Source organism: Micrococcus sp. iso_26 (genome assembly GCF_056172975.1).
Genome location: NZ_CM149652.1, coordinates 1,095,779 through 1,119,596, shown reverse-complemented (window position 1 = coordinate 1,119,596; position 23,818 = coordinate 1,095,779). Strand labels below are relative to the sequence as shown.

General features: G+C 73.0%; 18 protein-coding genes and 1 tRNA gene. 1 reads left to right on the top strand and 18 read right to left on the bottom strand.

All coding sequences use genetic code 11. The features are described from left to right. Positions 1-12: 12 nt before the first annotated feature. From AC0VX0_RS05205 to AC0VX0_RS05190, 4 genes are all read right to left on the bottom strand, one after another. Positions 13-1,683, bottom strand: coding sequence for a monovalent cation/H+ antiporter subunit D family protein (locus AC0VX0_RS05205; RefSeq protein WP_010078749.1), 1,671 nt, complete (start codon positions 1,681-1,683; stop codon positions 13-15). Beyond that, on the bottom strand, positions 1,680-2,111 hold the full coding sequence (locus tag AC0VX0_RS05200) for a cation:proton antiporter subunit C (protein ID WP_010078750.1): 432 nt from the start codon (positions 2,109-2,111) through the stop codon (positions 1,680-1,682). The genes AC0VX0_RS05205 and AC0VX0_RS05200 overlap by 4 nt, the downstream gene beginning before the upstream one ends. Continuing rightward, positions 2,108-4,981: a DUF4040 family protein gene (locus AC0VX0_RS05195; protein ID WP_036315350.1), complete on the bottom strand. Its 2,874-nt coding sequence runs from the start codon at positions 4,979-4,981 to the stop codon at positions 2,108-2,110. Before AC0VX0_RS05195 ends, AC0VX0_RS05200 begins: the two co-directional genes overlap by 4 nt. 70 nt (positions 4,982-5,051) lie before the next feature. Then, positions 5,052-5,133: transfer RNA gene (locus AC0VX0_RS05190), tRNA-Leu, on the bottom strand. Positions 5,134-5,308: 175 nt separating this feature from the next. Here AC0VX0_RS05190 and AC0VX0_RS05185 point away from each other — a divergent pair. Then, positions 5,309-5,905 (top strand): ANTAR domain-containing response regulator, encoded by a 597-nt coding sequence (locus AC0VX0_RS05185; protein ID WP_010078752.1) that lies wholly within the window; start codon positions 5,309-5,311, stop codon positions 5,903-5,905. Positions 5,906-5,923: 18 nt separating this feature from the next. Here AC0VX0_RS05185 and pyk read toward each other — a convergent pair whose 3' ends face one another. The 14 genes from pyk to AC0VX0_RS05115 form a co-directional block, all read right to left on the bottom strand. After that, complete coding sequence (pyk, locus tag AC0VX0_RS05180) at positions 5,924-7,411, bottom strand: pyruvate kinase (RefSeq protein WP_069941451.1); 1,488 nt, start codon at positions 7,409-7,411, stop codon at positions 5,924-5,926. 76 nt (positions 7,412-7,487) lie between these two features. Then, entirely contained in the window at positions 7,488-8,948 is a 1,461-nt protein-coding gene (locus AC0VX0_RS05175) for a glutamate synthase subunit beta (RefSeq protein WP_020624213.1), read from the bottom strand. Next, positions 8,941-13,593, bottom strand: coding sequence for a glutamate synthase large subunit (gltB, locus tag AC0VX0_RS05170; RefSeq protein WP_129866776.1), 4,653 nt, complete (start codon positions 13,591-13,593; stop codon positions 8,941-8,943). The genes AC0VX0_RS05175 and gltB overlap by 8 nt, the downstream gene beginning before the upstream one ends. Positions 13,594-13,796: 203 nt before the next feature. Then, a complete protein-coding gene (gene lgt / locus AC0VX0_RS05165) occupies positions 13,797-14,780 on the bottom strand; it encodes a prolipoprotein diacylglyceryl transferase (protein WP_010078757.1) in 984 nt (327 codons plus the stop codon). Between the two features lie 2 nt (positions 14,781-14,782). Beyond that, positions 14,783-15,589, bottom strand: coding sequence for a tryptophan synthase subunit alpha (trpA, locus tag AC0VX0_RS05160; protein WP_129866777.1), 807 nt, complete (start codon positions 15,587-15,589; stop codon positions 14,783-14,785). After that, positions 15,586-16,911 carry a tryptophan synthase subunit beta gene (gene trpB / locus AC0VX0_RS05155; RefSeq protein ID WP_129866778.1) on the bottom strand — a complete coding sequence of 442 codons (1,326 nt, stop codon included), beginning with the start codon at positions 16,909-16,911 and terminating at the stop codon, positions 15,586-15,588. The genes trpA and trpB overlap by 4 nt, the downstream gene beginning before the upstream one ends. Positions 16,912-16,940: 29 nt before the next feature. Then, positions 16,941-17,747 carry an indole-3-glycerol phosphate synthase TrpC gene (gene trpC / locus AC0VX0_RS05150; RefSeq protein WP_036315361.1) on the bottom strand — a complete coding sequence of 269 codons (807 nt, stop codon included), beginning with the start codon at positions 17,745-17,747 and terminating at the stop codon, positions 16,941-16,943. Positions 17,748-17,752: 5 nt separating this feature from the next. Next, positions 17,753-18,067, bottom strand: a complete 315-nt coding sequence (locus AC0VX0_RS05145; protein WP_036315364.1) for an HGxxPAAW family protein — start codon at positions 18,065-18,067, stop codon at positions 17,753-17,755. Between the two features lie 125 nt (positions 18,068-18,192). Next, entirely contained in the window at positions 18,193-18,798 is a 606-nt protein-coding gene (locus AC0VX0_RS05140; protein ID WP_036315368.1) for a Trp biosynthesis-associated membrane protein, read from the bottom strand. Continuing rightward, complete coding sequence (locus tag AC0VX0_RS05135) at positions 18,798-20,348, bottom strand: chorismate-binding protein (protein WP_036315373.1); 1,551 nt, start codon at positions 20,346-20,348, stop codon at positions 18,798-18,800. The genes AC0VX0_RS05140 and AC0VX0_RS05135 overlap by 1 nt, the downstream gene beginning before the upstream one ends. Beyond that, complete coding sequence (gene hisI / locus AC0VX0_RS05130; RefSeq protein WP_036315375.1) at positions 20,345-20,725, bottom strand: phosphoribosyl-AMP cyclohydrolase; 381 nt, start codon at positions 20,723-20,725, stop codon at positions 20,345-20,347. The genes AC0VX0_RS05135 and hisI overlap by 4 nt, the downstream gene beginning before the upstream one ends. A 44-nt stretch (positions 20,726-20,769) precedes the next feature. Further along, a complete protein-coding gene (gene hisF / locus AC0VX0_RS05125) occupies positions 20,770-21,540 on the bottom strand; it encodes an imidazole glycerol phosphate synthase subunit HisF (protein WP_036315377.1) in 771 nt (256 codons plus the stop codon). Positions 21,541-21,586: 46 nt separating this feature from the next. Continuing rightward, a complete protein-coding gene (gene hisG / locus AC0VX0_RS05120; RefSeq protein WP_036315380.1) occupies positions 21,587-22,435 on the bottom strand; it encodes an ATP phosphoribosyltransferase in 849 nt (282 codons plus the stop codon). Positions 22,436-22,488: 53 nt separating this feature from the next. Further along, positions 22,489-22,752 (bottom strand): phosphoribosyl-ATP diphosphatase, encoded by a 264-nt coding sequence (locus AC0VX0_RS05115; protein WP_010078767.1) that lies wholly within the window; start codon positions 22,750-22,752, stop codon positions 22,489-22,491. Positions 22,753-23,818: the final 1,066 nt, after the last annotated feature.

The window sequence follows — 23,818 nt, the reverse complement described above, 5'->3', positions numbered from 1 at the left end:
GGAGTGCGGTGCTCATGGGTTGAGCACCGCCTCGATGTACCTGCTGGGGTCCATCAGGCCCTGAGCCGCGAGGTCGGTGACGGTCCACAGGGCCTGACCGCCGAGCCCGAGGGCGAGGGTGGCCATAGCTAGGACGACGGCGGGGGCGGCCAGCCGGCCTGGGATGCGGGAGCGCGTGACGTCCTCGTCCGGATCCACGGTCACCGGCAGCACGCCCGTGGGCGGATCGAGGGTTTCCTGCGAGGCCCACGACTCGGTGCGCTCGTGGTCGGTGCTCGAGCCGCGGCCGGAGGGCGACGGCACGGAGCCCGCCCGGCCCACGATGGGCATGGCCGCGGTGGCCAGGCGCTCGCGGTGCCCGTGTGGGGCCGTCGGAGCGCCCCAGAACCAGGCGTCCCACACCCGCAGCAGAGCCCACAGGCTCACCAGGGAGGCGCCCAGCACCAGCGCAGCGGTGACACCGCGGCCGGCGTCCAGGCCGGCGCTGACGAGCATGAGCTTGCCCACGAACCCGGAGAAGGGCGGGATGCCGACCAGGGAGAGCAGGCCCACGAAGAAGGCGACGGCGATCAGCGGCTCGCGCCGGGCCAGGCCCTGCAGGTCCGCGAGACGGCCGGTGCCGTAGCGCACCTCGATCGCGCCGGCCGCCATCAGGAGGCAGCCCATCGCCACCATGTGGTGCACGAGGTAGAACAGGCCCGCCGCGAGACCCAGGCGCGTGGAGAGCCCGAGTCCGACGAGGATGCCGCCGATGCCGCTCACCATCTGCCACGACAACACGGCGCGCACACCGTGCTCACCGACCGAGGCGAGCGCACCCACCACGAGGGTGGCGAGGGACAGGACCAGGATGAGCGGCAGCAGACGCGCATCGCCGTCGTACATGACGGAGTAGATCCGGTAGAGCCCGTACACGGCGACCTTGGTGTGCAGGGCGGCGAAGAGGGCCGTCACCGCCGGGGAGGTCGAGGAGTACGCCCAGGCCAGCCAGCCGTGCAGCGGGGCCACCGAGGCCTTGATGGACAGTGCGAACAGCACCATGCCCGCGGCGATCGCGATGCGTGGGTCCGCCGCGGCGGACCCGGCGAGCATCGCGAGGTTCACCGAGCCGGTCAGCCCGTAGACGAAGCCGACGCCGACCAGGAGGATCGTGGAGGTTAGCAGGTTGAGGGTGACGTACAGCCGCGCCCCGTCCACTCGGCGCAGGGGCTCACGGCGGTTGGCGGAGAGGACGTAGAGGCCGTAGCTGGGCACCAACATGACCTCGATGAACACGAACAGGTTGAACAGGTCCGCCGTCAGCAGGGCGCCGTTGACTCCGCCGATGAGGATCAGGAGCAGCGGGGCGAAGAACTGGGAGTTAGCGACGCGGGAGCCGTAGGCGAACGCCGCGCCCACGATCGTGAGGGCGCTCGTGAGCACGAGCATCAGGGCGGACAGCATGTCCGCTGCGAAGCCGATCCCGATGCCCCCGGGCCAGCCGCCCAGCGAGGTGGCGAGCACGGACCCGTCGAGGGCGTGGACGCCCAGGGCCAGCCCGCCGGTGGTGACGAGTCCGAGCACCGCGAACAGGACTGCCCGGTGGAGGCGGGGACGCTCCCCCGCCAGCACGAGCAGACCGGCGGACAGCAGCGGGACGGCGGCGAAGAGGGGCAGCAGCTGGCCCAGCGGGACGGCGCTCATCGACGCACCTCCGGGCCCTGGCCGGCGTAGTGCTGCGCGATCCGGCCGGCCGCGGCGTGCCGCTCCTCGCGCGGGAAGCGTGCGTCGGCGGCGGCCTGCTCCAGGGAGTCGCGGGTCTCCCCCGGCGAGGCCACCGCGTCGTCCGCGCGCCCGGTGACGGCCAGCGCGAGCAGCAGCACGGTGATCGCGAAGGCGATCACGATAGCGGTCAGGACGAAGGCCTGCGGCAGGGCATCGGCCTGCACCTCGACGTCTGAGGTCCCCGCGAAGGGCAGCCCGCGGCGGTCGGTGCCGCCCGCGGCGATGATGGCCAGGTTGGCGGCGTGGCCCAGCAGGACCATGCCGAGGATCACGCGCAGCAGCTCGCGCTTGGAGAACAGGTAGAACGCGCCGAAGGTCAGAAGTCCCACGGTAAGGGCGACGGTCATCGGGTGACCTCCTCTCGTGCAGTCGTGGTGGTCGGGGCCGAGGGATCGGAGGACGGGGCCGCCGGCGCGACGCCGGGGTCACGGCTCGAGGCGCGGAGCGGGTCCTCACCCGGCCGCTCGGGGCCGAGCAGGGAGAACGCGGCCACGATCAGGCCGATCACGGCCAGGTACACGCCCATGTCGAACGCGAGCGTGGTGGAGAGCCCGTAGTCCAGGACCTTCACTCCCGCGGCTCCGAGGAAGCCCTTGCCGGTGAGGTAACCGACGATCCCCGTCGCGGTGCCGACGGCGATGCCCGAGCCGATGAAGGCCAGGTACGGCCACCGCAACTCCGGGGCCGTGTCCGAGTCGGCGGCCAGGTAGAGCAGGGCGTAGCCGGCACCGGCGACCAGTGCGGCGATGAAGCCGCCGCCGGGCTCGTAGTGCCCGCGCAGCAGCAGGAACGCGGACAGCAGGATGATCAGCACGCCGAAGACACGGCCGAACACCCGGATGTGGACGAGGTTCTCGCGCACGTGGGCGAGTGGGGAGCGCATGTCCACGGCGGAGGGCTGTGGAGGCGTCGGCCGACGGTTGAGCAACAGGGCCGCGATGGTCAGCGCCGTCGCCCCGAGCACGGTCATCTCGCCCCACGTGTCCACGGCGCGGAAGTCCACGAGGATCACGTTCACCACGTTGGTCCCCCCAGCCTGGGCATAGCTCTGGGTCAGGTAGAAGTGGGCGATCTCCGACATGCTGGAGCGGCCGGTGAACGCGAGCACGCCCAGGGTCGCGGCGACGCCGGCGACGGAGGCGGCGAGGACCGCCTGCATCCTGCGCGGGGTCGGCTCGTCGCTGAAGCGGGCGGGCAGGCGGCGCAGCAGCAGCACCATGACGCACACCGTGAGCACCTCGACCATCAGCTGGGTCAGGGCCACGTCCACGGCGCCGAGGGTGAGGAACCACAGGGTCATGCCGAACCCTACGACGCCGACCACCACCATGGCGGCGATGCGCGTCTTGGCGCGGATGGTGGCGATCACGCCGGCACCCACCAAGACGACCAGCACCCAGTCGTGCCAGCGCGAGGGCTGGCCGACGACGGCGGGCAAATCCTCGATCGTGGCGACACCGGCCACGGCGAGGAGCCCCAGGACCAGGGCGGGGATGAGGAGGTGGGGGCGGGGAGCCAGGGTGCCGGAGGCGCGCGAGACGACCGCGCCGACGCCGATCAGCCGGTGCCGAACCTCGTCCACCGCATCCAGGGCGGAGAACGGCAGGGCGGCGTGGGAGGCCACGCGCTCCACCGGGCGGCGCAAGGCCACCAGCAGCAGACCGAGCACGATGATGGCGGCGGAGACGAGCAGGGCCGTGTTCACGCCGTGCCACAGCGCCAGGTGCGCGTGCACCTCCGCGCCGGAGGCGGCCTCGGCCGCGTAGGAGACGGGGGTGTCCAGCACACCGGGCAGCAGGCCCAGGGCCACGCCCGCGGCCGCGGCCAGCACGGGCACGCCCCAGAAGGTGGCAGGAGCCTCGTGGACCTCGTCCTCCCGGCCGGTCGGCCACGAATGGGCGGCCCCGTCCGGGCTTGGACCCCAGAGGCCCAGGGCGCCGAGCACGAGACGGCCGGAGTAGGCCACGGTGAACACGGAGGTCAGGGCGATGCCGGCGGTGACGAGGACGGGGAGCCATGCGGGACCGGGGGTCCCGAGAGCGGCCTCGACCAGGCCCTCCTTGGAGATGAACCCGAACAGCGGCGGGATGCCCGCCATCGATAGGGCGGCGACGGCGATCGCCGTGCCGGTGACCGGCATGCGCACGTGGCGGGCCGCGAGCTCTCGCAGGTCGCGGGTGCCGGCCTCGTGGTCGACCACGCCGATCAGCATGAACAGCGCCGACTTGAACAGCGCGTGCGCCACGGTGTGCACGATCGCCGCGGTAAGCGCGACGGGGGTGCCGATGCCGATGGCGGTCACCAGCAGGCCCAACTGGCTCATCGTGGAGTAGGCCAGCAGACCCTTGAGGTCGTGGCGACGGATCGCGGAGACGGCGCCCAGCAGGGCCGTGATGAGGCCCGAGCCGATCAACAGCGCGGACCACACCGGGTTCCCGGCCAGGACCGGGCTGAACACCAGCAGCAGGAAGATGCCGGCCTTGACCATCGCCGCGGCGTGCAGGTAGGCGGAGACCGGGGAGATGGCCACCATGGAGTCCGGCAGCCACGCCTGGAACGGGAACTGGGCGGACTTGGTGAACGCGGCCACCGCCAGCAGGACGGCGACCGTGGTGGTGAAGCCCGCCTCGGACCACACGTCCGAGGCCAACACCCCGGACAGCGAGGCAGTGCCGGTCCGCACGGCCATGACGGCGACGGCGGCCAGCAGCGCGAGGCCGCCGCCCACGGTCACGAGCAGGGTCCGGATCGCGGGGTCGCGGGCATGGTCCCCCGAGCGCCCGATGAGGAAGAAGGAGGTGAAGGAGGTGAACTCCCACGCGACGAAGAGGACCACGATGTTGTCGGCGAGCACCAGCAGCAGCATCGACGCCGCGAACGTGGTCATCAACAGGTAGAAGGAGCCGGGGCGGCTCTCCGTGCGGTCCCGACTGAGGTACCGGCTGGAGTAGGCGAGGATCGCGGCGCCGATGACGAGGACGATCGTGGCGAACACCAGGGCCAGGCCGTTGAGCCGGAGGTCGAGGTCCACCCCGACCGCGGGGATCCACGGATGGTGCTCCGTCCGGACGTCGCCCGTCCACGCCGCGATCAGCACGCCGGCGGCGGCGAGCAGGGGTGCGGCCAGGACCCAGCCCGCGTCCCTGCCCAGCGCCCGGGAGGCCGGGACGGCCGCCACCACCGAGAGGAGGGTCAGCAGGAGGCTGGTCAGGAGCACAGGACACCACTCAGCTCGGGTCGATCGATCACGGACACGGCGCACACGGCGGGTGGCCGCGCGCCGACGGTGCCCGAAGTGGGACTCGAACCCACACGCCTCTCGGCACCGCATTTTGAGTGCGGCGTGTCTACCGATTCCACCATTCGGGCAGTGCCGCCCGGAGGCGGGACTCGATCACCCTATCAGCGCCCCGACCCGGCGTCCTCGGCCTTCCGGCGAGGGTCCCCGCCGCCGCGCCCGCGCCGCGCCCATCGCGCACGGTAGCCTGGTGGACCACCAGCGGCGCCGCACTGACGCCGTCCCGGCCCGCACGAAGGAGCTGCCGTGTCCACGCTGACGCCTCCCGAGGAGACCGGCCTGCGGGCCGTCGTCGCCGAGGACGAGACCCTGATCCGCCTCGACCTGGTGGAGGTGCTCACCGGGGCGGGCTACCGGGTGGTCGCCGAGGCCGGCGACGGCCGGGCCGCCGTCGAGGCCGTGCGCGAGCACCGGCCGGACATCGTGGTGATGGACGTGAAGATGCCCGTGATGGACGGCATCGCGGCCGCCGGCGAGATCGCCGGGGAACGGCTTGCCCCCGTGGTCATGCTGACCGCCTTCAGCCAGCGCGAGCTGGTGGAGCGCGCCCGGACGGCCGGGGCCATGGCCTACGTGGTCAAGCCCTTCACCGAGGCCGACCTGGTCCCCGCCATCGAACTGGCCGTGGCCCGCTTCGACGAGCTGCGCAGCCTCGAGGCCGAGGTGCGGGACCTGGGTGACCGCCTGGAGACCCGCAAGATCGTGGACCGGGCCAAGGCGCTGCTCCAGGAGCGGATGCGCCTGACCGAGGCCGAGTCCTTCCGCTGGATCCAGAAGACCTCCATGGACCGGCGCCTGACCATGCGGGAGGTCGCGCAGGCCGTCATCGACCAGGTCGGCTGAGCGGCGCCCGCGCGCCCGTCAGAGCGGGGAGCGGGCCGGCCAGAAGCCGAGCGGCTCGCGCGTCTGCGGCGAGGCGGCGGACGAGCCGCCCGCGGCGTCGTCGCCCACGCGGTGCACGCGCAGCGTGTTCGTGGAGCCCACGGCCCCGGGAGGGGACCCGGCGGCGATGACCACGAGGTCGCCGTGCTGGGCGATGCCCTCCGACGTGAGGGACTGCTCCACCTGGAGGGTCATCTTGTCCGTGGAGTCCTGGAACGGGACCATCTTCGGGTAGACGCCCCACGTCAGGCACAGGATGTTGTGCGTGTGCTCGTGGTGGGTGAACGCGTAGATCGGCTGACGCGGCCGGAGGCGGCTGAGCCGACGGGCCGAGTCGCCGGACTCGGTGAACGTGGCGAGGAACGGGATCTCGAGCTGGTTCGCGACCTCGACGGCGGCCCGGGTGATCGCGCCGCCGCGCGTGCGGGGACGCGAGCCGAGCGGGTGGATGAGCTCGAGGCCGTGGGTCTCGGTGGACTCGATGATCCGGGCCATCGTCTGGACCGTCTCGACCGGATACGCGCCCACCGAGGTCTCGCCCGAGAGCATGACGGCGTCCGCGCCGTCGAGCACGGCGTTGGCGCAGTCCGAGGCCTCGGCGCGCGTCGGGCGCGGGCTGTCGATCATCGACTCGAGCACCTGCGTGGCCACGATGACCGGCTTCGCCCAGCGGCGGGCGAGGTCCACCGCGCGCTTCTGCACCACGGGCACGTCCTCGAGCGGCAGCTCCACGCCGAGGTCGCCGCGGGCCACCATGATGGCGTCGAACGCGTCCACGATGGCCTCGAGGTTCTCCACCGCCTGGGGCTTCTCGATCTTGGCGATGACCGGGACCCGGCGCTCCTCCTCGTCCATGATCTCGTGCACCCGGTCCACGTCCGCGGCGTCCCGCACGAAGGACAGCGCCACCATGTCGACGCCGGTGCGCAGCGCCCAGCGCAGGTCCCGCTCGTCCTTCTCGGACAGGGCGGGCACGTTCACCGCCACGCCGGGCAGGTTGATCCCCTTGTTGTCCGAGACCGTGCCCGGCACCTCGACCTCGGCCAGCACGTCCGTGTCCGTGACCTCGACGGCGCGCAGGCGCACCTTGCCGTCGTCCACCAGGAGCACGTCACCGGGGGCGACGTCTCCGGGCAGCCCCTTGTGGGTGGTGCCCACCAGCTCACGGGTCCCGGGCACGTCCCGGGTGGTGATGGTGATCCGATCGCCCCTCTCGAGCAGATGAGGGCCGTCGGTGAAGCGGCCCAGGCGGATCTTGGGGCCCTGGAGGTCGGCGAAGATCGCGACGGGGCGGCTCTCCTCCACGCTGAGGCGGCGCACCCGCTCGTAGGACGTCTCGTGGACCGCGTGGTCGCCGTGGCTCATGTTGAGGCGGACGACGTCCGCCCCCGCGCGGATGATGGCGCGGGTGGTCTCGTCGGAGTCGGTGGCGGGCCCAAAGGTGGCGATGATCTTCGCGTGTCGCATGCGACCCACGATAGGGGGCGGGCCCGCCCTCGGTGGAGGGCGGGCCCGCGTGGCGTCGGAAGATGAGACGGAGGACTCAGCCGAGGACGAGGCCGCGGTCGTCCGGGTCCACGGGGTGCGGCAGTCGGGACCAGCGCTCGAGCGACTCGTCGACCTCCTGCGCGCACGCACGCCCCTCGGCGATGGCCCAGACCACCAGGGAGGCGCCGCGCCCGGCGTCGCCGCACGCGAACACGCCCGGCTCGTCGGTCTCGTACCCGTCCTTCCGGGCCACGAGCCCGCGTGTCACGTGCACGCCGAGCTGCTGCGTGAGCAGCCCCTCCTCGATGCCGGTGAAGCCCAGCGCCAGCAGCACCAGGTCTGCCTGGACCTCGCGCTCGGTGCCCGCCTTGGGCCCGCGCGTGCCGTCCTCGCGGTACTCGGTCTCCGCCACGCGCAGGGCGCGCACGCGGCCGTGCTCGTCGCCGAGGAACTCGACCGTGGAGGCAAGGTGCGCGCGGGCGCCGCCCTCGGCGTCGGCCGTGGTCTGCTGGTGGACCTTGGGGATCGTGGGCCACGGCTGGTGGACGGGGCGCTCGACCGGCAGCTGCTGGCCGATCGCCAGCGTCGTCACGGACGCCGCCCCCTGGCGGTGCGCGGTGCCGATGCAGTCCGCGCCCGTGTCGCCGCCGCCGAGGATCACCACGTGGCGCCCCTCGGCGGAGATCTGGTCCGGGACCTCGTCGCCGGCGACCGCGCGGTTGGACTGCACGAGGTAGTCCATGGCGAGGTGGATCCCGTCGAGGCCGCGGCCGGGGACGGGCAGCTCGCGGGCCACGGGGGCGCCGGTCGCCACGATCACGGCGTCGAAGCGGGCCTTGAGCTGGTCCCAGGGCAGGTCGACGCCGATCTCCACGCCGGTGCGGAACCGGGTGCCCTCGGCCTCCATCTGCGCCAGGCGCCGGTCCAGGACGTCCTTCTCCAGCTTGAAGTCCGGGATGCCCAGCCGCAGCAGGCCGCCGAGGCGCTCGTCGCGCTCGTAGACCACCACGGTGAAGCCGGCGCGGGTGAGCTGCTGCGCCGCGGCCAGTCCCGCCGGGCCCGAGCCGACGACGGCCACGGTGTGGCCGTTCAGGCGGGCCGGCACGACCGGCTCGAGCCAGTCGTTGTCGAAGATCTGCTCCGCGATCGCCACCTCGGTCTGCTTGATGGTGACCGCGGGCTGGTTGATGCCCAGGGTGCAGGAGTCCTCGCACGGGGCGGGGCAGATCCGCCCGGTGACCTCGGGGAAGTTGTTGGTCGAGTGCAGTCGCGCGGCGGCCTCGTCCCAGCGTCTCCGCCGGACCAGGTCGTTCCACTCCGGGATGAGGTTGCCCAGCGGGCACCCGGAGTGGCAGAACGGGATGCCGCAGTCCATGCACCGGCCGGCCTGGGTGCGCACGATCGCCTCGTCCTGGCGGACGTACACGTCCTTGAAGTCCATGATGCGCACCGGCACCGGACGCGTGGGGCGCTCGACGCGCTCCCGGTTCTTCAGGAATCCGCGCGGATCAGCCACGGGTCACCTCCAGCAGTCGGTCCCAGACGGCCTCCCCGTCCGGGTCGAGTCCCTCGGCCGTCGCGGCCTGACGGGTGCGCAGCACGAGGTCGTACTGCCGGGGCAGGACGGTCGTGAAGCGGTCCCACGCGGCGTCGGCGGCGTCCCCGCCGGCCCGCAGGTCGGCGAGCAGCGCGGCGGCGACGGCGGAGCCCGTCTCCGCGCGGTGCAGCTCCAGCAGCTCGGCGATCCGCAGCCGGTCCTGCGCGGACGGCGCCTCGAGGATCAGGGCGTCCTCGCGGACGGCGAGTGGGTTCAGGTCCTCCCGGTCCAGGTCCAGCACCCAGGCCCGCCCGCCGGACATGCCGGCGGCGAGGTTGCGGCCGGTCTCGCCGAGGATCAGCGCCTCACCGCCGGTCATGTACTCCAGGCCGTGGTCGCCGATGCCCTCGGCCACCGCGGTGGCGCCGGAGTTGCGCACGAGGAACCGCTCCCCCACGCGGCCGCGCAGGAACAGCTGGCCCGAGGTGGCGCCGTAGCCGATCACGTTGCCGGCCACGGTGTTCTCCTCGGCCACGAACGGGGCCTCGGCGTCGGGGCGGACGATCACGCGTCCCCCCGACAGGCCCTTGCCGACGTAGTCGTTGGCGTCGCCCGAGAGCCGCAGGGTGACGCCGGCGGGCAGGAAGGCGCCGAGGGACTGGCCGGCCTCGCCCGTCAGGCGCACGGTGATCGTGTCGTCGTCCAGCTCGTCGGCGAGCCGCGTGCTCGTGACGTGGTAGCCCAGCAGCGTGCCCACGGACCGGTCCGTGTTCACGACGGCCTCGTCCATCACGACGGGCGTGCCCGTCGTGAGCGTGTCCCCCAGCCGGGCGATGAACCGGTGGTCGATGTGGGAGGCGAGGTCGTGGTCCTGCTCGGTGGTGCGGCGCATGGGCGCGTCCTCGTGGCCCGGACGCCGGCCGACGGAGGGGTCCGCGAGGATGCCCGAGAGGTCCAGGCCCTCGGACTTCCAGTGGTGCAGGGCCGCGTCCACGTCGAGCAGCTCGCGGTGGCCGATCGCCTCGTCGAGCGTGCGGAAGCCCAGCTGCGAGAGCATCTCGCGGACCTCCTGCGCGATGAACTCGAAGAAGTTGACGACGAACTCGGGCTTGCCCGTGAAGCGCGCGCGCAGCTCGGGGTTCTGGGTGGCCACGCCCACGGGGCACGTGTCCAGGTGGCACACGCGCATCATGATGCAGCCGGAGACCACGAGCGGGGCGGTCGCGAAGCCGAACTCCTCGGCCCCGAGCAGTGCGGCGATCACGACGTCCCGGCCGGTCTTGAGCTGCCCGTCCACCTGGACGGTGACGCGCTCGCGCAGGCCGTTGAGCATGAGCGTCTGCTGCGCCTCGGCCAGGCCGATCTCCCACGGGGTGCCCGCGTGCTTGAGGGAGTTCAGCGGGGAGGCGCCCGTTCCGCCGTCGTGGCCGGAGATGAGCACGACGTCGGCGCGCGCCTTGGCGACGCCCGCGGCCACCGTGCCCACGCCGGACTCGGAGACGAGCTTGACGTGGACCCGCGCGGTCGGGTTGGCCCGCTTGAGGTCGTGGATCAGCTGCGCCAGGTCCTCGATCGAGTAGATGTCGTGGTGCGGCGGCGGGGACACCAGGGAGACGCCCGGGGTCGAGTGCCGCGTGCGGGCGACCCACGGGTACACCTTGGTCCCCATCAGCTGGCCGCCCTCGCCGGGTTTGGCGCCCTGGGCCATCTTGATCTGCAGGTCGGTCGCGGTGGCCAGGTACAGGCTGGTGACGCCGAACCGGCCCGAGGCGATCTGCTTGATCTTCGAGCGGCGCTCCGGGTCCAGCAGGCGCTCGGGGTCCTCGCCGCCCTCGCCCGAGTTCGAGCGGGCGCCGAGGCGGTTCATGGCGATCGCGAGGGTCTCGTGCGCCTCCTGCGAGATGGAGCCGTAGGACATCGCGCCGGTGGAGAAGCGGCGCACGATCGACTCGACGGGCTCCACCTCGGAGACGGGCACCGGCGGCCGCTCGCCCGTACGCAGGCGCATGAGCCCGCGCAGGGTCATGAGCTCCTCCGCCTGGTCGTCCACGCGACGCGTGTAGTCCTTGAAGACGTCGTAGCGCCGCTCCCGCGTGGAGTGCTGGAGGCGGAACACGGTCTCGGGGTTGAACAGGTGCGGCGCGCCCTCGCGCCGCCACTGGTACTCGCCGCCCACCTCGAGCTCGCGGTACGGGTTGATGTCGTTGCCGTCCGGCGGATACGCGAACTCGTGGCGCGCCTGGATCTCGGCGGCGACGACGTCGATGCCCACGCCGTCGAGCGGGCTCGTGGTGCCCACGAAGTAGCGGTCCACGAAGCGCCGGGACAGGCCGAGCGCCTCGAACGTCTGGGCGCCGGTGTAGGAGGCGACCGTGGAGATGCCCATTTTGGACATGATCTTCTGGACGCCCTTGCCGAGCGCCTTGATCAGGTTCGCCACGGCCTGCTCGGCGGTGACGCCCGAGACCTCCCCCGTGCGCACGAGCTCCTCGGCGGACTCCATGGCCAGGTACGGGTTGACCGCGGAGGCCCCGTAGCCGAGCAGGACGGCCACATGGTGGACCTCGCGCACGTCGCCCGCCTCGACGATCAGCGAGCTCTTGGTGCGGTTGGCCGAGGCCAGCAGGTGGTGGTGCACGGCGGAGGTCAGCAGCAGGGACGGGATCGGCGCCCACTGGGCGGTGGCGCCGCGGTCGGACAGCACCACGTACTCCACGCCGCGGTTGACGGCGGCCGAGACCTGCTCGCAGATCGCCTTCAGCTGGGCGCGGAGCTCCTCGACGCCTCCGGCCACCCGGTACACGCCGTTCACCTTGAGGGTCAGGCGGGTGCCGTCGGCGTCGCGCAGGTGCTGGATGCGGGCCAGCTGGTCGTTGTCGATCACGGGGAACGGGACGTCGACCTGGCGGGTGCGCACCTGCTCGAGGGAGAGCACGTTGCCCTGCGGGCCGATCGCGGTGCGCATCGAGGTCACCTGCTCCTCGCGGATCGCGTCGAGCGGCGGGTTCGTCACCTGGGCGAAGGACTGCACGAAGTAGTCGAAGAGCAGCCGGGGCCGCTTGGCGAGGACGGCGATGGGCGTGTCCGTGCCCATCGCACCGAGCGGCTCGGCGCCCGTCTGGGCCATCGGCCCGACGAGGATGCGCAGCTCCTCCGAGGTGTACCCGAAGATGCGCTGACGCTGCAGGATCGACTCGGAGGTGTGGCGGACGTGCTCGCGCTCGGGGAGCGACTCCAGGTCCAGGAGGTTCTGGCGCACCCAGTCCTCCCACGGCTGGGCGGAGGCGACCTCGGCCTTGATCTCGTCGTCGCCGATGATCCGGCCCTGCTCGGTGTCCACGAGGAACATGCGCCCCGGGGCCACGCGCCCCTTGCGCACCACCGCCGAGGGCTCGATCGGCACGACGCCGACCTCGGAGGCCAGGACGACGAGGCCGTCGTCGGTGACCCACCAGCGGGCGGGGCGCAGGCCGTTGCGGTCCAGCACGGCGCCCACCTGGGTGCCGTCGGAGAAGGCGACGGCGGCCGGTCCGTCCCAGGGCTCCATGAGCATGGAGTGGTACTGGTAGAAGGCGCGGCGGGCCGGGTCCATGGTCGCGTGGTTCTCCCACGCCTCCGGGATCATCATCATGATCGCCTGGGTGAGCGGGCGCCCGGAGAGCATGAGCAGCTCCGCGACCTCGTCGAAGGAGGCCGAGTCTGAGCCGATGGGGCTGATCAGCGGGAACAGGTCCTCGGGGACCTCGCCGAGCATCGGGTGCTTGAGCTGGCCCTGACGGGCGCGCATCCAGTTGCGGTTGCCCTTGACCGTGTTGATCTCGCCGTTGTGCGCGATGGTGCGGAACGGCTGGGCCAGCGGCCACGAGGGGAACGTGTTGGTGGAGAACCGCGAGTGGACCACGCCCAGCCGGGTGGTGAACCGCTCGTCGGAGAGGTCCGGGTAGAACGGCTCCAGCTGGGCCGTCGTCAGCATGCCCTTGTAGACGATCGTCTGGGACGAGAGCGAGGGGAAGTAGACGCCGGCGCGGGACTGGGCGCGGCGGCGCACCCGCCACGCCCGCACGTCCAGCGACTGCCCCGGCTCGGTGCCGTCCTGACCGTCCGCCAGGGACAGGAACAGCTGCTCGAACGCGGGCATGGCCGCCCGGGAGCCGACGCCCAGGGCCGAGGGGTCGGTGGGCACCTCGCGCCACGCCAGGACCTGCAGCCCCTCCTCCTCGGCCAGCCGCTCGACGGCCTCCTTCGCCTCGGCGCGCTCGCCGTCGACGGGCGGCAGGAAGGCGGTGCCGGCGACGTACTCGCCCACGGGGGGCAGCTCGGCGTCGACGACGGCACGGAACAGCTCGTCGGGGATCTGGGTCAGCAGGCCGGCGCCGTCGCCGGTGCCCTCGTCGGCGCCCACCGCCCCGCGGTGCTCGAGCGCGCGCAGGGCGGTCAGCGCGTGCTGGACGATGTCGTGGCCCGGGGTGCCCCGCAGGGTGGCGATGACGGCGAGGCCGCAGTTCTCGGTCTCCCGGGACGGGTCGTAGAGGCCCTGGGCGGCGGGGATGTCCGCATAGCGGACGAAGGGATCCACCGGTCCCCCCGCGCGGGGGGCCGAGGCGGGCGAGGATGCCACGGGCATGGTGCCGTCCTTTCCGGAGAGCAGGGGCTCGGACGGGGACGGCGCTGGCCCCGACGCTCGGGGCCGACGGCCCCGAGGTGGAAGAGACGCTACCGGGCGCGACGTCCCACTGTGCGGAACCGGACGTTCTGTGACACGCCGAATGTCCACCATGTGGGACACCGGGGCCCCGGGCGCCCCTCGCGGGCGCGCCGGGGAGCGGGTCAGCGCCGGACGGCGTCGTCCTCCGCCGCGCCCACGGCGTGGGACCCGGAGCGGCCCGCGGCGACGGCGGCGCCGTCGTCGCCCTCGGGGGCGTGCCCGGCGCGCCACACGCTCTGGTGGGCGTGGGGGCCGGCGGCCGCGCCGCGATGGCGCAGCAGGATCCCGACGATGAACGCGAGGGCGATGACGAACACCAGCAGGGACGTCCACACGTTGAGCCGCTGGGTGACGCCGAAGAGCGTGACCATCTCGGCGTCGTCGATGCGCAGCATCTCGATCCACGTGCGGCCCGCGGTGTACCAGGCGACGTAGGACCACAGCATGAGGCCGTGGCGCAGGTGCAGCGCGCGGTCCACGAGGAGCAGCAGCGCGACCCCGGCCAGGTTCCACAGGCACTCGTAGAGGAACGTGGGGTGGAACAGCGTGTCCGGGGCGTAGCCGGCCGGGAAGTTCGGGCTGGCCGGGTCGACCTCGAGCCCCCAGGGCAGGGTCGTCGGGCCGCCGAAGAGCTCCTGGTTGAACCAGTTGCCCCACCGGCCGATGGCCTGGGCCAGCAGGATGCCCGGCGCGACGACGTCGCCGAAGGCCGTCAGCCGCAGCCCGTAGCGGCGGCACGCGATCCACGCGCCCACGGCGCCGAGGGCGATCGCGCCCCAGATGCCCAGTCCACCGTTCCACACGTACAGGATCTGGATCGGGTCGCCCGTGCCGTCGAAGCCGGGCCCGAAGTACCGGTCCGGTGAGGAGAACACGTGGTAGAGCCGACCGCCCACGAAGCCGAACGGGATGGCCCACAGGGCGATGTCGAGCACACGGTCCTCGGGGCCGCCGCGGGCGCGCCACCGACGCTCGGCGAGCCACAGCGCCAGGACGATGCCCAGGATGATGCACAGCGCGTACGCGTGGATCTTCACCGGGCCCAGCTGGAACCCGTCCCACCCGGGGGCGGGGAAGGCGGCGAGCGGGGCCAGGGCGGCGGTCACCCTCAGCCCTCTCGGACCGTGCCGGCGGCGAGCTCGCGGGTCAGCGTGCCCACGGCCTGCGGCCCGCCGTCCGTCAGCGCGCGCACCAGGGCCGTGCCGACGATCGCGCCGTCGGCGTAGGCGCCGATCTCGCGGACGTGCGCGGCCCGGGAGACGCCGAGGCCAACGCACACGTGCTCCGCCCCGGCATCCTGAGCCCGGCGGACCACGGTCTCGGCCACGGTGGACACCGCGTCGCGGGCGCCGGTGACGCCCATGACCGACACGGCGTACACGAAGCCGCGGGAGGAGTCGACGGTGAGGCGCACCCGCTCGTCCGTGGACGAGGGCGCGGTGAGGAACACGCGGTCCAGGCCGTGACGGTCCGAGGCCTCCATCCAGGCGCCGGCCTCCTCGGGCACGAGGTCAGGGGTGACGAGACCGGCGCCCCCGGCCTCGGCGAGGCGGCGCGCGAACTCGTCGACGCCCATGCGGTCCACGAGGTTCCAGTAGGTCATCACCAGCACCGCGGCGTCGGTGCGCTGGGTCACCCGTCGGATGATGTCGAACACGTCGGCCACGCGGAAACCCGCCTGCAGCGCCGCCTGGGTCGCGGCCTGGATCACGGGGCCGTCCATCACGGGGTCCGTGTAGGGCAGGCCCAGCTCGATGACGTCGGCGCCGTTCTCCGCGGCGGCGACGACGGCCTCGACGCACTCGTCCACGGACGGGTAGCCGGCCGGCAGGAAGGCGACGAGGCCGGTGCGGCCGGCCGCCTTCGCGGCGTCCAGGGCCGCGGCGGTCTTGGAGTGCACGGTCATGCCGGTCACTGCTCCTCTCCGGGGGTCATCTCCTCGAGCGGGTCCTTCTCCTCCGCGGCCGTGCCGAGGCCGAACCAGGCCGCCGCCGTGGCGACGTCCTTGTCCCCGCGGCCGGAGAGGTTCACGATGATGATCCGCTCCTCCCCCTCCGGGGCGTCCGGCCCCACGAGGCCCTCATCCGCCCAGCGGCGGGCCAGGCGCAGCGCACCGGCCAGGGCGTGGGCCGACTCGATGGCGGGCGTGATGCCCTCGGTGCGCGTGAGCCGGAGGAAGGCGTCCATGCACTCGGTGTCCGAGACCGGCTCGTAGACGGCGCGGCCCGTGTCGTGCAGGAAGGCGTGCTCCGGGCCGACGGCCGGGTAGTCCAGGCCGGCGGAGATCGAGTGGGAGTCGATCGTCTGCCCGTCCTCGTCCTGCATCAGGTACGTGCGGGCGCCGTGCAGCACGCCGGTGCGTCCGAGCGTGATGGACGCGGCGTGGCGACCGGTCTCGAGGCCCTCGCCCCCGGCCTCGAAGCCGTAGAGCTCCACCTCAGGGTCGTCGAGGAAGCCGTGGAACAGGCCCATCGCGTTGGACCCGCCGCCCACGCACGCCGCGACGGCGTCCGGCAGGCGGCCGGCCTGCGCCAGGATCTGCTCGCGGGCCTCTTCGCCGATCACGGAGTGGAAGTAGCGCACCATGGCGGGGAACGGGTGCGGGCCCGTGACCGTGCCCATCAGGTAATGCGTGGTGTCCACGGAGGCGACCCAGTCCCGCAGGGCCTCGTTGATCGCGTCCTTGAGGGTGCGGGCGCCGATCGCCACGGGGATCACCTCAGCGCCGAGCATCTGCATGCGGGCCACGTTCAGGGCCTGGCGGCGGGTGTCCTCCTCCCCCATGTACACGGTGCACTCCATGCCGAACAGCGCGGCCGCCGTCGCCGTGGCCACGCCGTGCTGGCCGGCGCCGGTCTCCGCGATCAGACGCGTCTTGCCCATGCGGCGGGCGAGCAGCGCCTGGCCGATCACGTTGTTGATCTTGTGCGAGCCGGTGTGGTTGAGGTCCTCGCGCTTGAGGAAGATACGCACGCCGGGGGTGTCCGCGGCGAACCGCGGCACCTCGCTCAACAGGGAGGGCCGGTTCACGTAGTCCCGGAACAGGGTCCGCAGCTCGGCCTCGAAGGCGGGGTCCTGCCGTGCCTCCTCGTAGGTGCGGGTGAGCTCCTGCAGCGCGGCCATGAGGGACTCGGGCATCCACTGCCCGCCGTAGTCGCCGAAGTAGGGCCCGGCCTGACCCTGATAGGGCCCCTCGAACTCGATCGCGGGCTCGGTGCTCGGACGGTCGGCGCTCATGGTGACCACGCTCCTCGGGTCTGGTTCGGTCAGCGGACGGTGAGGGACGCGGCGCGGAACGCGCGCAGCGCCTCCTCGGGGGCGCCGTGGCGCACGAGGGCCTCGCCCACGAGCACGACGTCGGCGCCCGCGGCGGCGTAGGCCTTGATCTGCGCCTCGGACTCGACGCCCGACTCGGCGACCCGGACGACGTCCTCGGGCAGCCCGTCGGCCAGCGCGGCGTAGCGGGCCGGGTCGACGTCCAGGGTCTTGAGGTTGCGCACGTTGACGCCGAGGATGCGGGCGCCGGCGGCGACGCCGCGCTCGATCTCCTCGGGCGTGTGGGCCTCCACGAGGGCGTGCATGCCCAGGGACTCCGTGAGCTGCAGGAAGCCGGCCAGCTCGGCGTCGTCGAGGGCGGCCACGATCAGCAGGACGAGGTCGGCCCCGTGGGCGCGGGCCTCGTGGATCTGGTACTCGGTGACGGTGAAGTCCTTGCGCAGGACCGGCAGATCGACGGCGGCGCGCACGGCGTCCAGGTCGGCCAGGCTGCCGCCGAAGCGGCGGGCCTCGGTGAGCACGGAGACGGCGCTGGCGCCGCCGCGCTCGTACGCGCGGGCCAGGGTGGCCGGCTCGGGGATCTCGGCGAGCGCGCCCTTGGAGGGGCTCGCCCGCTTCACCTCGGAGATCACCCGGATCCCCGCCGGGTCGGTGCGTCCGCCGTGCAGGGCCGCGTGGGCGTCACGCGGCGCGGGGGCGGCGGCCACCAGCTCGGCCAGGCGCGCCTCGGGCACGGCACGCCGACGAGGCTCGAGGTCCTCGCGGACGCCGTCGATGATCTCCTGGAGGACGGACACGCGGATCAGTGACCGTGCTGGCCGCGACCCGCGCCGGCCTTGCCGGCGACGATGCCCACGACGACGCCCACGGCCATCAGGGCCAGGCCGATCCACACGACGACGCTCCAGTCGGCGAGCAGGCCGACGCAGCCGGCCACGAAGCCGACGAGCACGAGCGCCACCATGGCCCACGCGCCGGGCGAGTTGCCGTGGCCCGGCAGCTCGAGGTGGGTCGGGTCGTTGAGCACCCGGCCGTCCTCGGTGACGACGACGTCCTCGACGGCGCCGCGGCGGGCGGCGCGACGGGTGGTGGGCTCGGTGTGCGCGGTGTGGCTCATGGCTGTCCCTCACTGGTGCGTGGTGTACATGACGACTGTCCCTCATTGTGCCATGCGGGCACGGGGCCGGGCCCGCGTGACCCGGGACGACCCGGGCGGTGTGGGGCGCGCCGAGAGACGGGCGCTCAGGTGGGGTCGTTGCCACGGGACAGCTCGTCCCACGCGTCCATCTGGTCCACGCGCCGGCGCTGGGCCGCCTCGCGGGCGGACTGCGCGGGCTGCTCCGCTGCGGCGGCCGGGCCGGGCTCGGAGGCCGCAGGCGTCTTCTCGTAGCGCCGGGACGAACGCCAGCCGCGGCCCGCCACGGCCGCCGCGACGCCGCACAGCGCCGCGAGCACGCCGCCGGCCGCCGCGACCCACGGCCACGCCGTCACGGCGTAGTCCTGCGCGAGCGCGGTGGTCCCGGTCGCGTCGGCGACCGCGGCGGCCGCCGTCGTCGCCGGATCCAGGGCGGCGGTGACCGAGGTCGAGGCGATGACGACCCCGGCGAGCGCCATGAGCACCCCGACGATCACGGCGCCGAGCCGCCGGGCGGTGGTCAGGGCGAGGGCACCGGCCATCACGACCAGGGCCATGGCCGTGGCGACGGGCGCGGCGGCCCCGCCCGACGTCGTCGTCTCGGAGGCGATCCCGCCGGACAGGCCCGTGGCGGTCACCCACGTGCGGCCCGCCGTGAGGAGCACGAGCGCGCCGGCGGCCAGCGCGGCGAGGACCACGGTGCGGCGGCGCATCACGCCTGCCCCAGCTCGCCCGCGGTCAGCACGGACCGCAGCGGCGCCGTCGCCTTGGTGACGGTCTCGGCGGTCTCGGCGTCGGGATCGGAGTCGGCGACGATGCCGGCGCCGGCCTGCACGTGCGCCTGGCCGCGGTGCAGCGTGGCCGAGCGGATGTTGATCGCCATGTCCATGTTGCCCGCCAGGTCGAAGTAGCCGACCACGCCGCCGTAGGGCCCGCGCTCGGTCGGCTCCCACTCGTCCAGCAGCTGCAGGGCGCGGGGCTTCGGGGCGCCGGACAGCGTGCCGGCGGGGAAGGCGGCGCGGAGGACGTCGAGCGCGTCGACATCGTCGCGCATGCGGCCCTCCACATGCGAGACCAGGTGGAGGATGTGACTGAAGGCCTCGAGTTCCATGAACTGGGTGACCTCGACGGTGCCGGGGCGACACACGCGCGAGAGGTCGTTGCGGGAGAGGTCCACGAGCATGAGGTGCTCGGCCCGCTCCTTCTCGTCCTCCACCAGGTCCTTGCCGAGGAGGCGGTCGTCCTCCTCGGTGGCCCCGCGCCGCCGTGAGCCGGCGATCGGATGGGTGACCACGCGGCGGTCCCGCACGGTGACGAGCGCCTCGGGTGAGGAGCCCACGATCTCGTACGGCTCCCCGTCCGGGGTCTCGAAGGAGAAGAGGTACATGTAGGGGCTCGGGTTCACCATGCGCAGGACGCGGTACACGTCCAGACCGGTGGCGTCCGTGGTGACCGAGAGGCGGCGGGAGACGACGGCCTGGAACACGTCGCCGTCACGGATCGCCCGCTGGGCCTTCGCGACGGCCTCGCGGAAGCCTTCGGCACCCCACCGGTCCTCGGCCTGGGCGGCGACCTCGTCCGCGTCCGCCTCGAGCCAGCGGCGCGGGACGTCGCTGACCGGGTCCGCGGCCGGGGCGGCCAGGCGCTCGACCATGGCATCCAGGCGGGCGAGCGCGTCGTCGTAGGCGCGGTCCGCGCCGGTGGCCAGGCCGTTGCCGTTCACCGCGTTGGCGATCAGCGTCACGGTGCCGTCCAGGGCATCGTGCACGGCCAGGTCGGTGACGAGGTTCATCGCGAGGTCGGGCAGGCCGAGGTGGTCCTCGGGCGGGTGCGGCAGGCGCTCCCACGCGCGAACCGTGTTCCACCCCAGGAAGCCGGCCATGCCGGAGACGAGGTGCGGCAGAACGCCTCCGACCTCGGCGCGCACGTCCGTGCGCAGCAGGCGCAGGCATGCCGCGAGCACGTCCAGGGCGCGGCCCTGCGTGGGCAGCCCCTCGGGCGGGGTGCCCTGCCAGTGCGCCTCGCCGTCCCGCGAGGTCAGGGTGACGGATGAGCCGGCCCCGATGAAGCTGTACCGGGACCACGCCGCGCCCGGGGTGGCGGACTCCATCAGGAAGGTGCCGGGGCGGGAGCCGGCCAGGCGCCGATGGATCGCCAGCGGCGTGAGGCCGTCCGCCAGCACCGTGCGGACCACAGGGATCACGCGGGCGGTGTCCGCCAGACGCAGGAACTCCGCACGGGAGGGAGTGGTGGCGGCGGTCATCGGGCGGCCTCCTCGGGGTCGACGGCGGCCGCCGGCATGACGATCTCGCGGCCGGTGAAGCAGGTGCGGGTGCCCGTGTGGCAGGCGGGGCCGGTCTGGTCCACGGTGAGCAGCAGGGTGTCGCCGTCGCAGTCCGCGTGGACCGCGCGCACCCGCTGCAGGTGGCCCGAGGTCTCCCCCTTGCGCCACAGCTCGCCGCGCGAGCGGGACCAGTAGGTGGCCCAGCCGGTCTCGAGCGTCGCGCGCAGGGACTCCTCGTTCATCCACGCCATCATGAGCACCTCGCCGGTGCCCTCCTGCTGGGCGATGGCGGGCACCAGGCCCCGGTCGTCGAAGGTCACGGTGGCCACGAGGTCGTCGGGCGGGGAGATGCTCATGGAGGTCCAGTCTAGGGAGCCGGAGCGGGGCGTGGCCGCCGGGGTCAGCGGACGGGGTGCCCCGCCTGCCGCAGGGCGTCCTTGACGCGGGCGAGCATGTCGTCCGGGCCGAAGTGGAACAGGGAGGCGGCGAGCACCGCGTCCGCACCGGCCGCGACGGCGGGCGGGAAGTGCTCGGGCTCGCCGGCGCCGCCGGAGGCGATCAGCGGCACCCGCGTCACGGCGCGCACGTCCCGGATCATCTCCAGGTCGAAGCCCTCGCGGGTGCCGTCCGCGTCGATCGAGTTGAGCAGGATCTCCCCCACCCCGCGCTCGGAGGCCTCCCGGCACCAGGCGACGGTGTCGATGCCGGTGCCCCGGCGGCCGCCGTGGGTGGTGACCTCATAGCCGGAGGCGCATCCCGGGTCCTCCGTGCGCCGGGCGTCGAGGGAGAGCACGAGGACCTGGGACCCGAAGCGCCGGGTGATCTCCGTGATCACCTCGGGCCGGGCCACGGCCGCCGTGTTGACGGAGACCTTGTCCGCCCCCGTGCGCAGCAGCCGGTCCACGTCCTCGACGGTGCGCACGCCGCCGCCCACGGTCAGCGGGATGAAGACCTCCTCTGCCGTGCGGGTCACGACGTCGTAGGTCGTGGCGCGGTCCGAGGTGGAGGCGGTGACGTCGAGGAACGTGATCTCGTCGGCGCCCGCGGCGTTGTAGCGGCGAGCGAGCTCGACCGGGTCGCCCGCGTCCCTCAGGTTCTCGAAGTTCACGCCCTTGACCACGCGCCCGGCGTCCACGTCCAGGCAGGGGATGACACGCACGGCGAGGCTCACGTCGGCTCCTTCGTCTCGGGGGGCTCGGGCGGGACGGCGCGGGCCGTCAGAGGCGGATCGCGTGGATCGCGGAGATCAGGATGCCGCGGGCGCCCAGGGCGTACAGCTCGTCCATGACGCGGTTGGCGTCCGGCTTGCGGACCATGGAGCGCACGGCGACCATCGTCTCGTCCCGCAGCGGGGAGACCGTCGGTGACTCCAGCCCCGGGGTGACCGCGGTGGCCGCCTCCAGCAGGTCACGGCGGATGTCGTAGTCGATCATGACCCAGCGGCGGGCCACGAGCACGCCCTTGAGGCGGCGCAGCAACACGTCGAGGCCCTCGGGGCGCTCCCCTGCGCGGCCGATCAGCACGGCCTCCGAGTCGAGGATGGGCTCGCCGAAGACCTCCATGCCGGCGGCGCGCAGAGTGCTGCCGGTCTCCACGACGTCGGCGATCGCGTCCGCCACGCCGAGCTTGACGGAGGACTCCACGGCGCCGTCGAGGTGGACCACCGTGGCGTCCAGGCCGGTGCGGGCCAGGTAGTCGGAGAGCAGGCCGTCGTAGCTCGTGGCGATGCGCTTGCCGGCGAGCTGCTCGGCGGAGGTGAAGGAGCCGACGGGGGCAGCGAGACGGAACACGGAGCGGCCGAAGCCGAGCGCCATGATCTCCTCGGCGGTGTCCCCCACCTGCGCGTCGCAGAACAGGTCGCGGCCGGTCAGGCCGACGTCGAGGGTGCCCTGGCCGACGTAGACGGCGATGTCCCGGGGACGCAGGTAGAAGAACTCGACGTTGTTCTCGGGGTCCACGAGGACGAGCTCGCGGGAGTCCCGGCGTTGCCGGTAGCCGGCCTCGGTCAGGATCTCGCGGGCGGACTCGGACAGGGCGCCCTTGTTGGGCACGGCGATGCGCAGCACGCGTCGGTCTCCTCGGGGTGCGGTGGGGCGGGCGGGGAACGGGGCCGGCGGCCTCAGAGGTGGCGGTAGACGTCCTCGAGGCTGATGCCGCGGGCGATCATCATGGTCTGCACGTGGTACAGCAGCTGCGAGATCTCCTCGGCGGCGGCCTCATCCGACTCGTACTCGGCGGCCATCCAGACCTCGGCCGCCTCCTCGACGACCTTCTTGCCGATCGCATGGACGCCGGCGTCGATCTGGGCCACGGTGCCGGAGCCCTCGGGGCGCTCCTGCACCTTGCGCGTCAGTTCCGCGTACAGCTCGTCGAAGGTCTTCACGGGACCACCCTAGCGACCCTGCCCCTCCAGCCCAGACCGGAGTCGGTCATTGTGACGTACGGGACGGCGGGGTCTTCGCCACGCGCTGCACCTACGGGCCCACGTGGGACGTGCCGGCCGCTCAGCGTCCTCCCCCTCCCATGTCTGCACGTTCCTTCACTCCCATCGGGGCACGCGCGCGAGGCGGCCGTGGACGTGGGGATGACGGGCTGAACGTGCCCGTCCGGTCCGCACGCATGGCCCGGGCGACCTCCGACAGGTGGGCACGACACGCTCGTTTCTGACCCCAGCGACGACACCGCTCCTTGCACACCTGAGACACCACCAGGTCGATCACTGCCCCGAACCCCGCCCGGGCCCACCGCACCAGATCTCTTCCGCGACGCACACATCCATCTCGTCGACTGTCCACGCGTCCGGGCCTCGGGTCCAGGCCCTGGAGGTCACCGGCGGGCGGCGCGGCCGCGCCCACGTCGCCGACGGGGAACAGGAATGATGCGGCGAGAGGATCTGGGGGTAGCCGTCGTGGCCCTCCTCCCCTTCCCGGACGAGGAGCAGAGCCCCGCGCTCGGACCCGCGAACTGGAGCATGACCCACCACGATGAAGGCGACCCATCCCGTCCCGCACACCGAGTGAGCGCCCGGTTGCAGCGAGCGCAGAAGATCCTCTCCCGCTGGCGGGTGGCCACGGGCAATGCGGTGGAAGGCATGGAATGGGAGCGGGATCCCGGTGATGCGCAGCTCGTGGAGATGGCTCGGCTGCCCAGCAGTGCCGAGCTGCCCAGCGCTGGAGCCTGGCTTCCGGGGCTGGAGATCCTCATGGGCCTTCGTCGCAGACCTGGTGCCGGGCCCCCTCAACCACCGGCTCGCCACGTGCTCGTTCTATCGGGAGAAGGCTTCGGCGCCCGTCCCCTCGGCGCGTCGCCATGCTCGCCCTGACGTGAGCCGACGTTCGTGGGTGCGGGGCGTCGGCCGACTCCCACGGGGGTGGCCTCACACGCACCCGACGGTCTGTCCCACCACGTCTCAAACCCTCCGACACTTCTGTCCAACAGCTCGGTTTGGG

Coding starts and splice junctions, on each gene's coding strand:
- AC0VX0_RS05205 (WP_010078749.1), bottom strand. CDS start 1,683: ATGAGCGCCGTCCCGCTGGGCCAGCTGCTGCCCCTCTTCGCCGCCGTC.
- AC0VX0_RS05200 (WP_010078750.1), bottom strand. CDS start 2,111: ATGACCGTCGCCCTTACCGTGGGACTTCTGACCTTCGGCGCGTTCTAC.
- pyk (WP_069941451.1), bottom strand. CDS start 7,411: ATGCGACACGCGAAGATCATCGCCACCTTTGGGCCCGCCACCGACTCC.
- gltB (WP_129866776.1), bottom strand. CDS start 13,593: ATGCCCGTGGCATCCTCGCCCGCCTCGGCCCCCCGCGCGGGGGGACCG.
- trpB (WP_129866778.1), bottom strand. CDS start 16,911: ATGAGCGCCGACCGTCCGAGCACCGAGCCCGCGATCGAGTTCGAGGGG.
- AC0VX0_RS05145 (WP_036315364.1), bottom strand. CDS start 18,067: ATGAGCCACACCGCGCACACCGAGCCCACCACCCGTCGCGCCGCCCGC.
- AC0VX0_RS05140 (WP_036315368.1), bottom strand. CDS start 18,798: ATGCGCCGCCGCACCGTGGTCCTCGCCGCGCTGGCCGCCGGCGCGCTC.
- AC0VX0_RS05135 (WP_036315373.1), bottom strand. CDS start 20,348: ATGACCGCCGCCACCACTCCCTCCCGTGCGGAGTTCCTGCGTCTGGCG.
- hisI (WP_036315375.1), bottom strand. CDS start 20,725: ATGAGCATCTCCCCGCCCGACGACCTCGTGGCCACCGTGACCTTCGAC.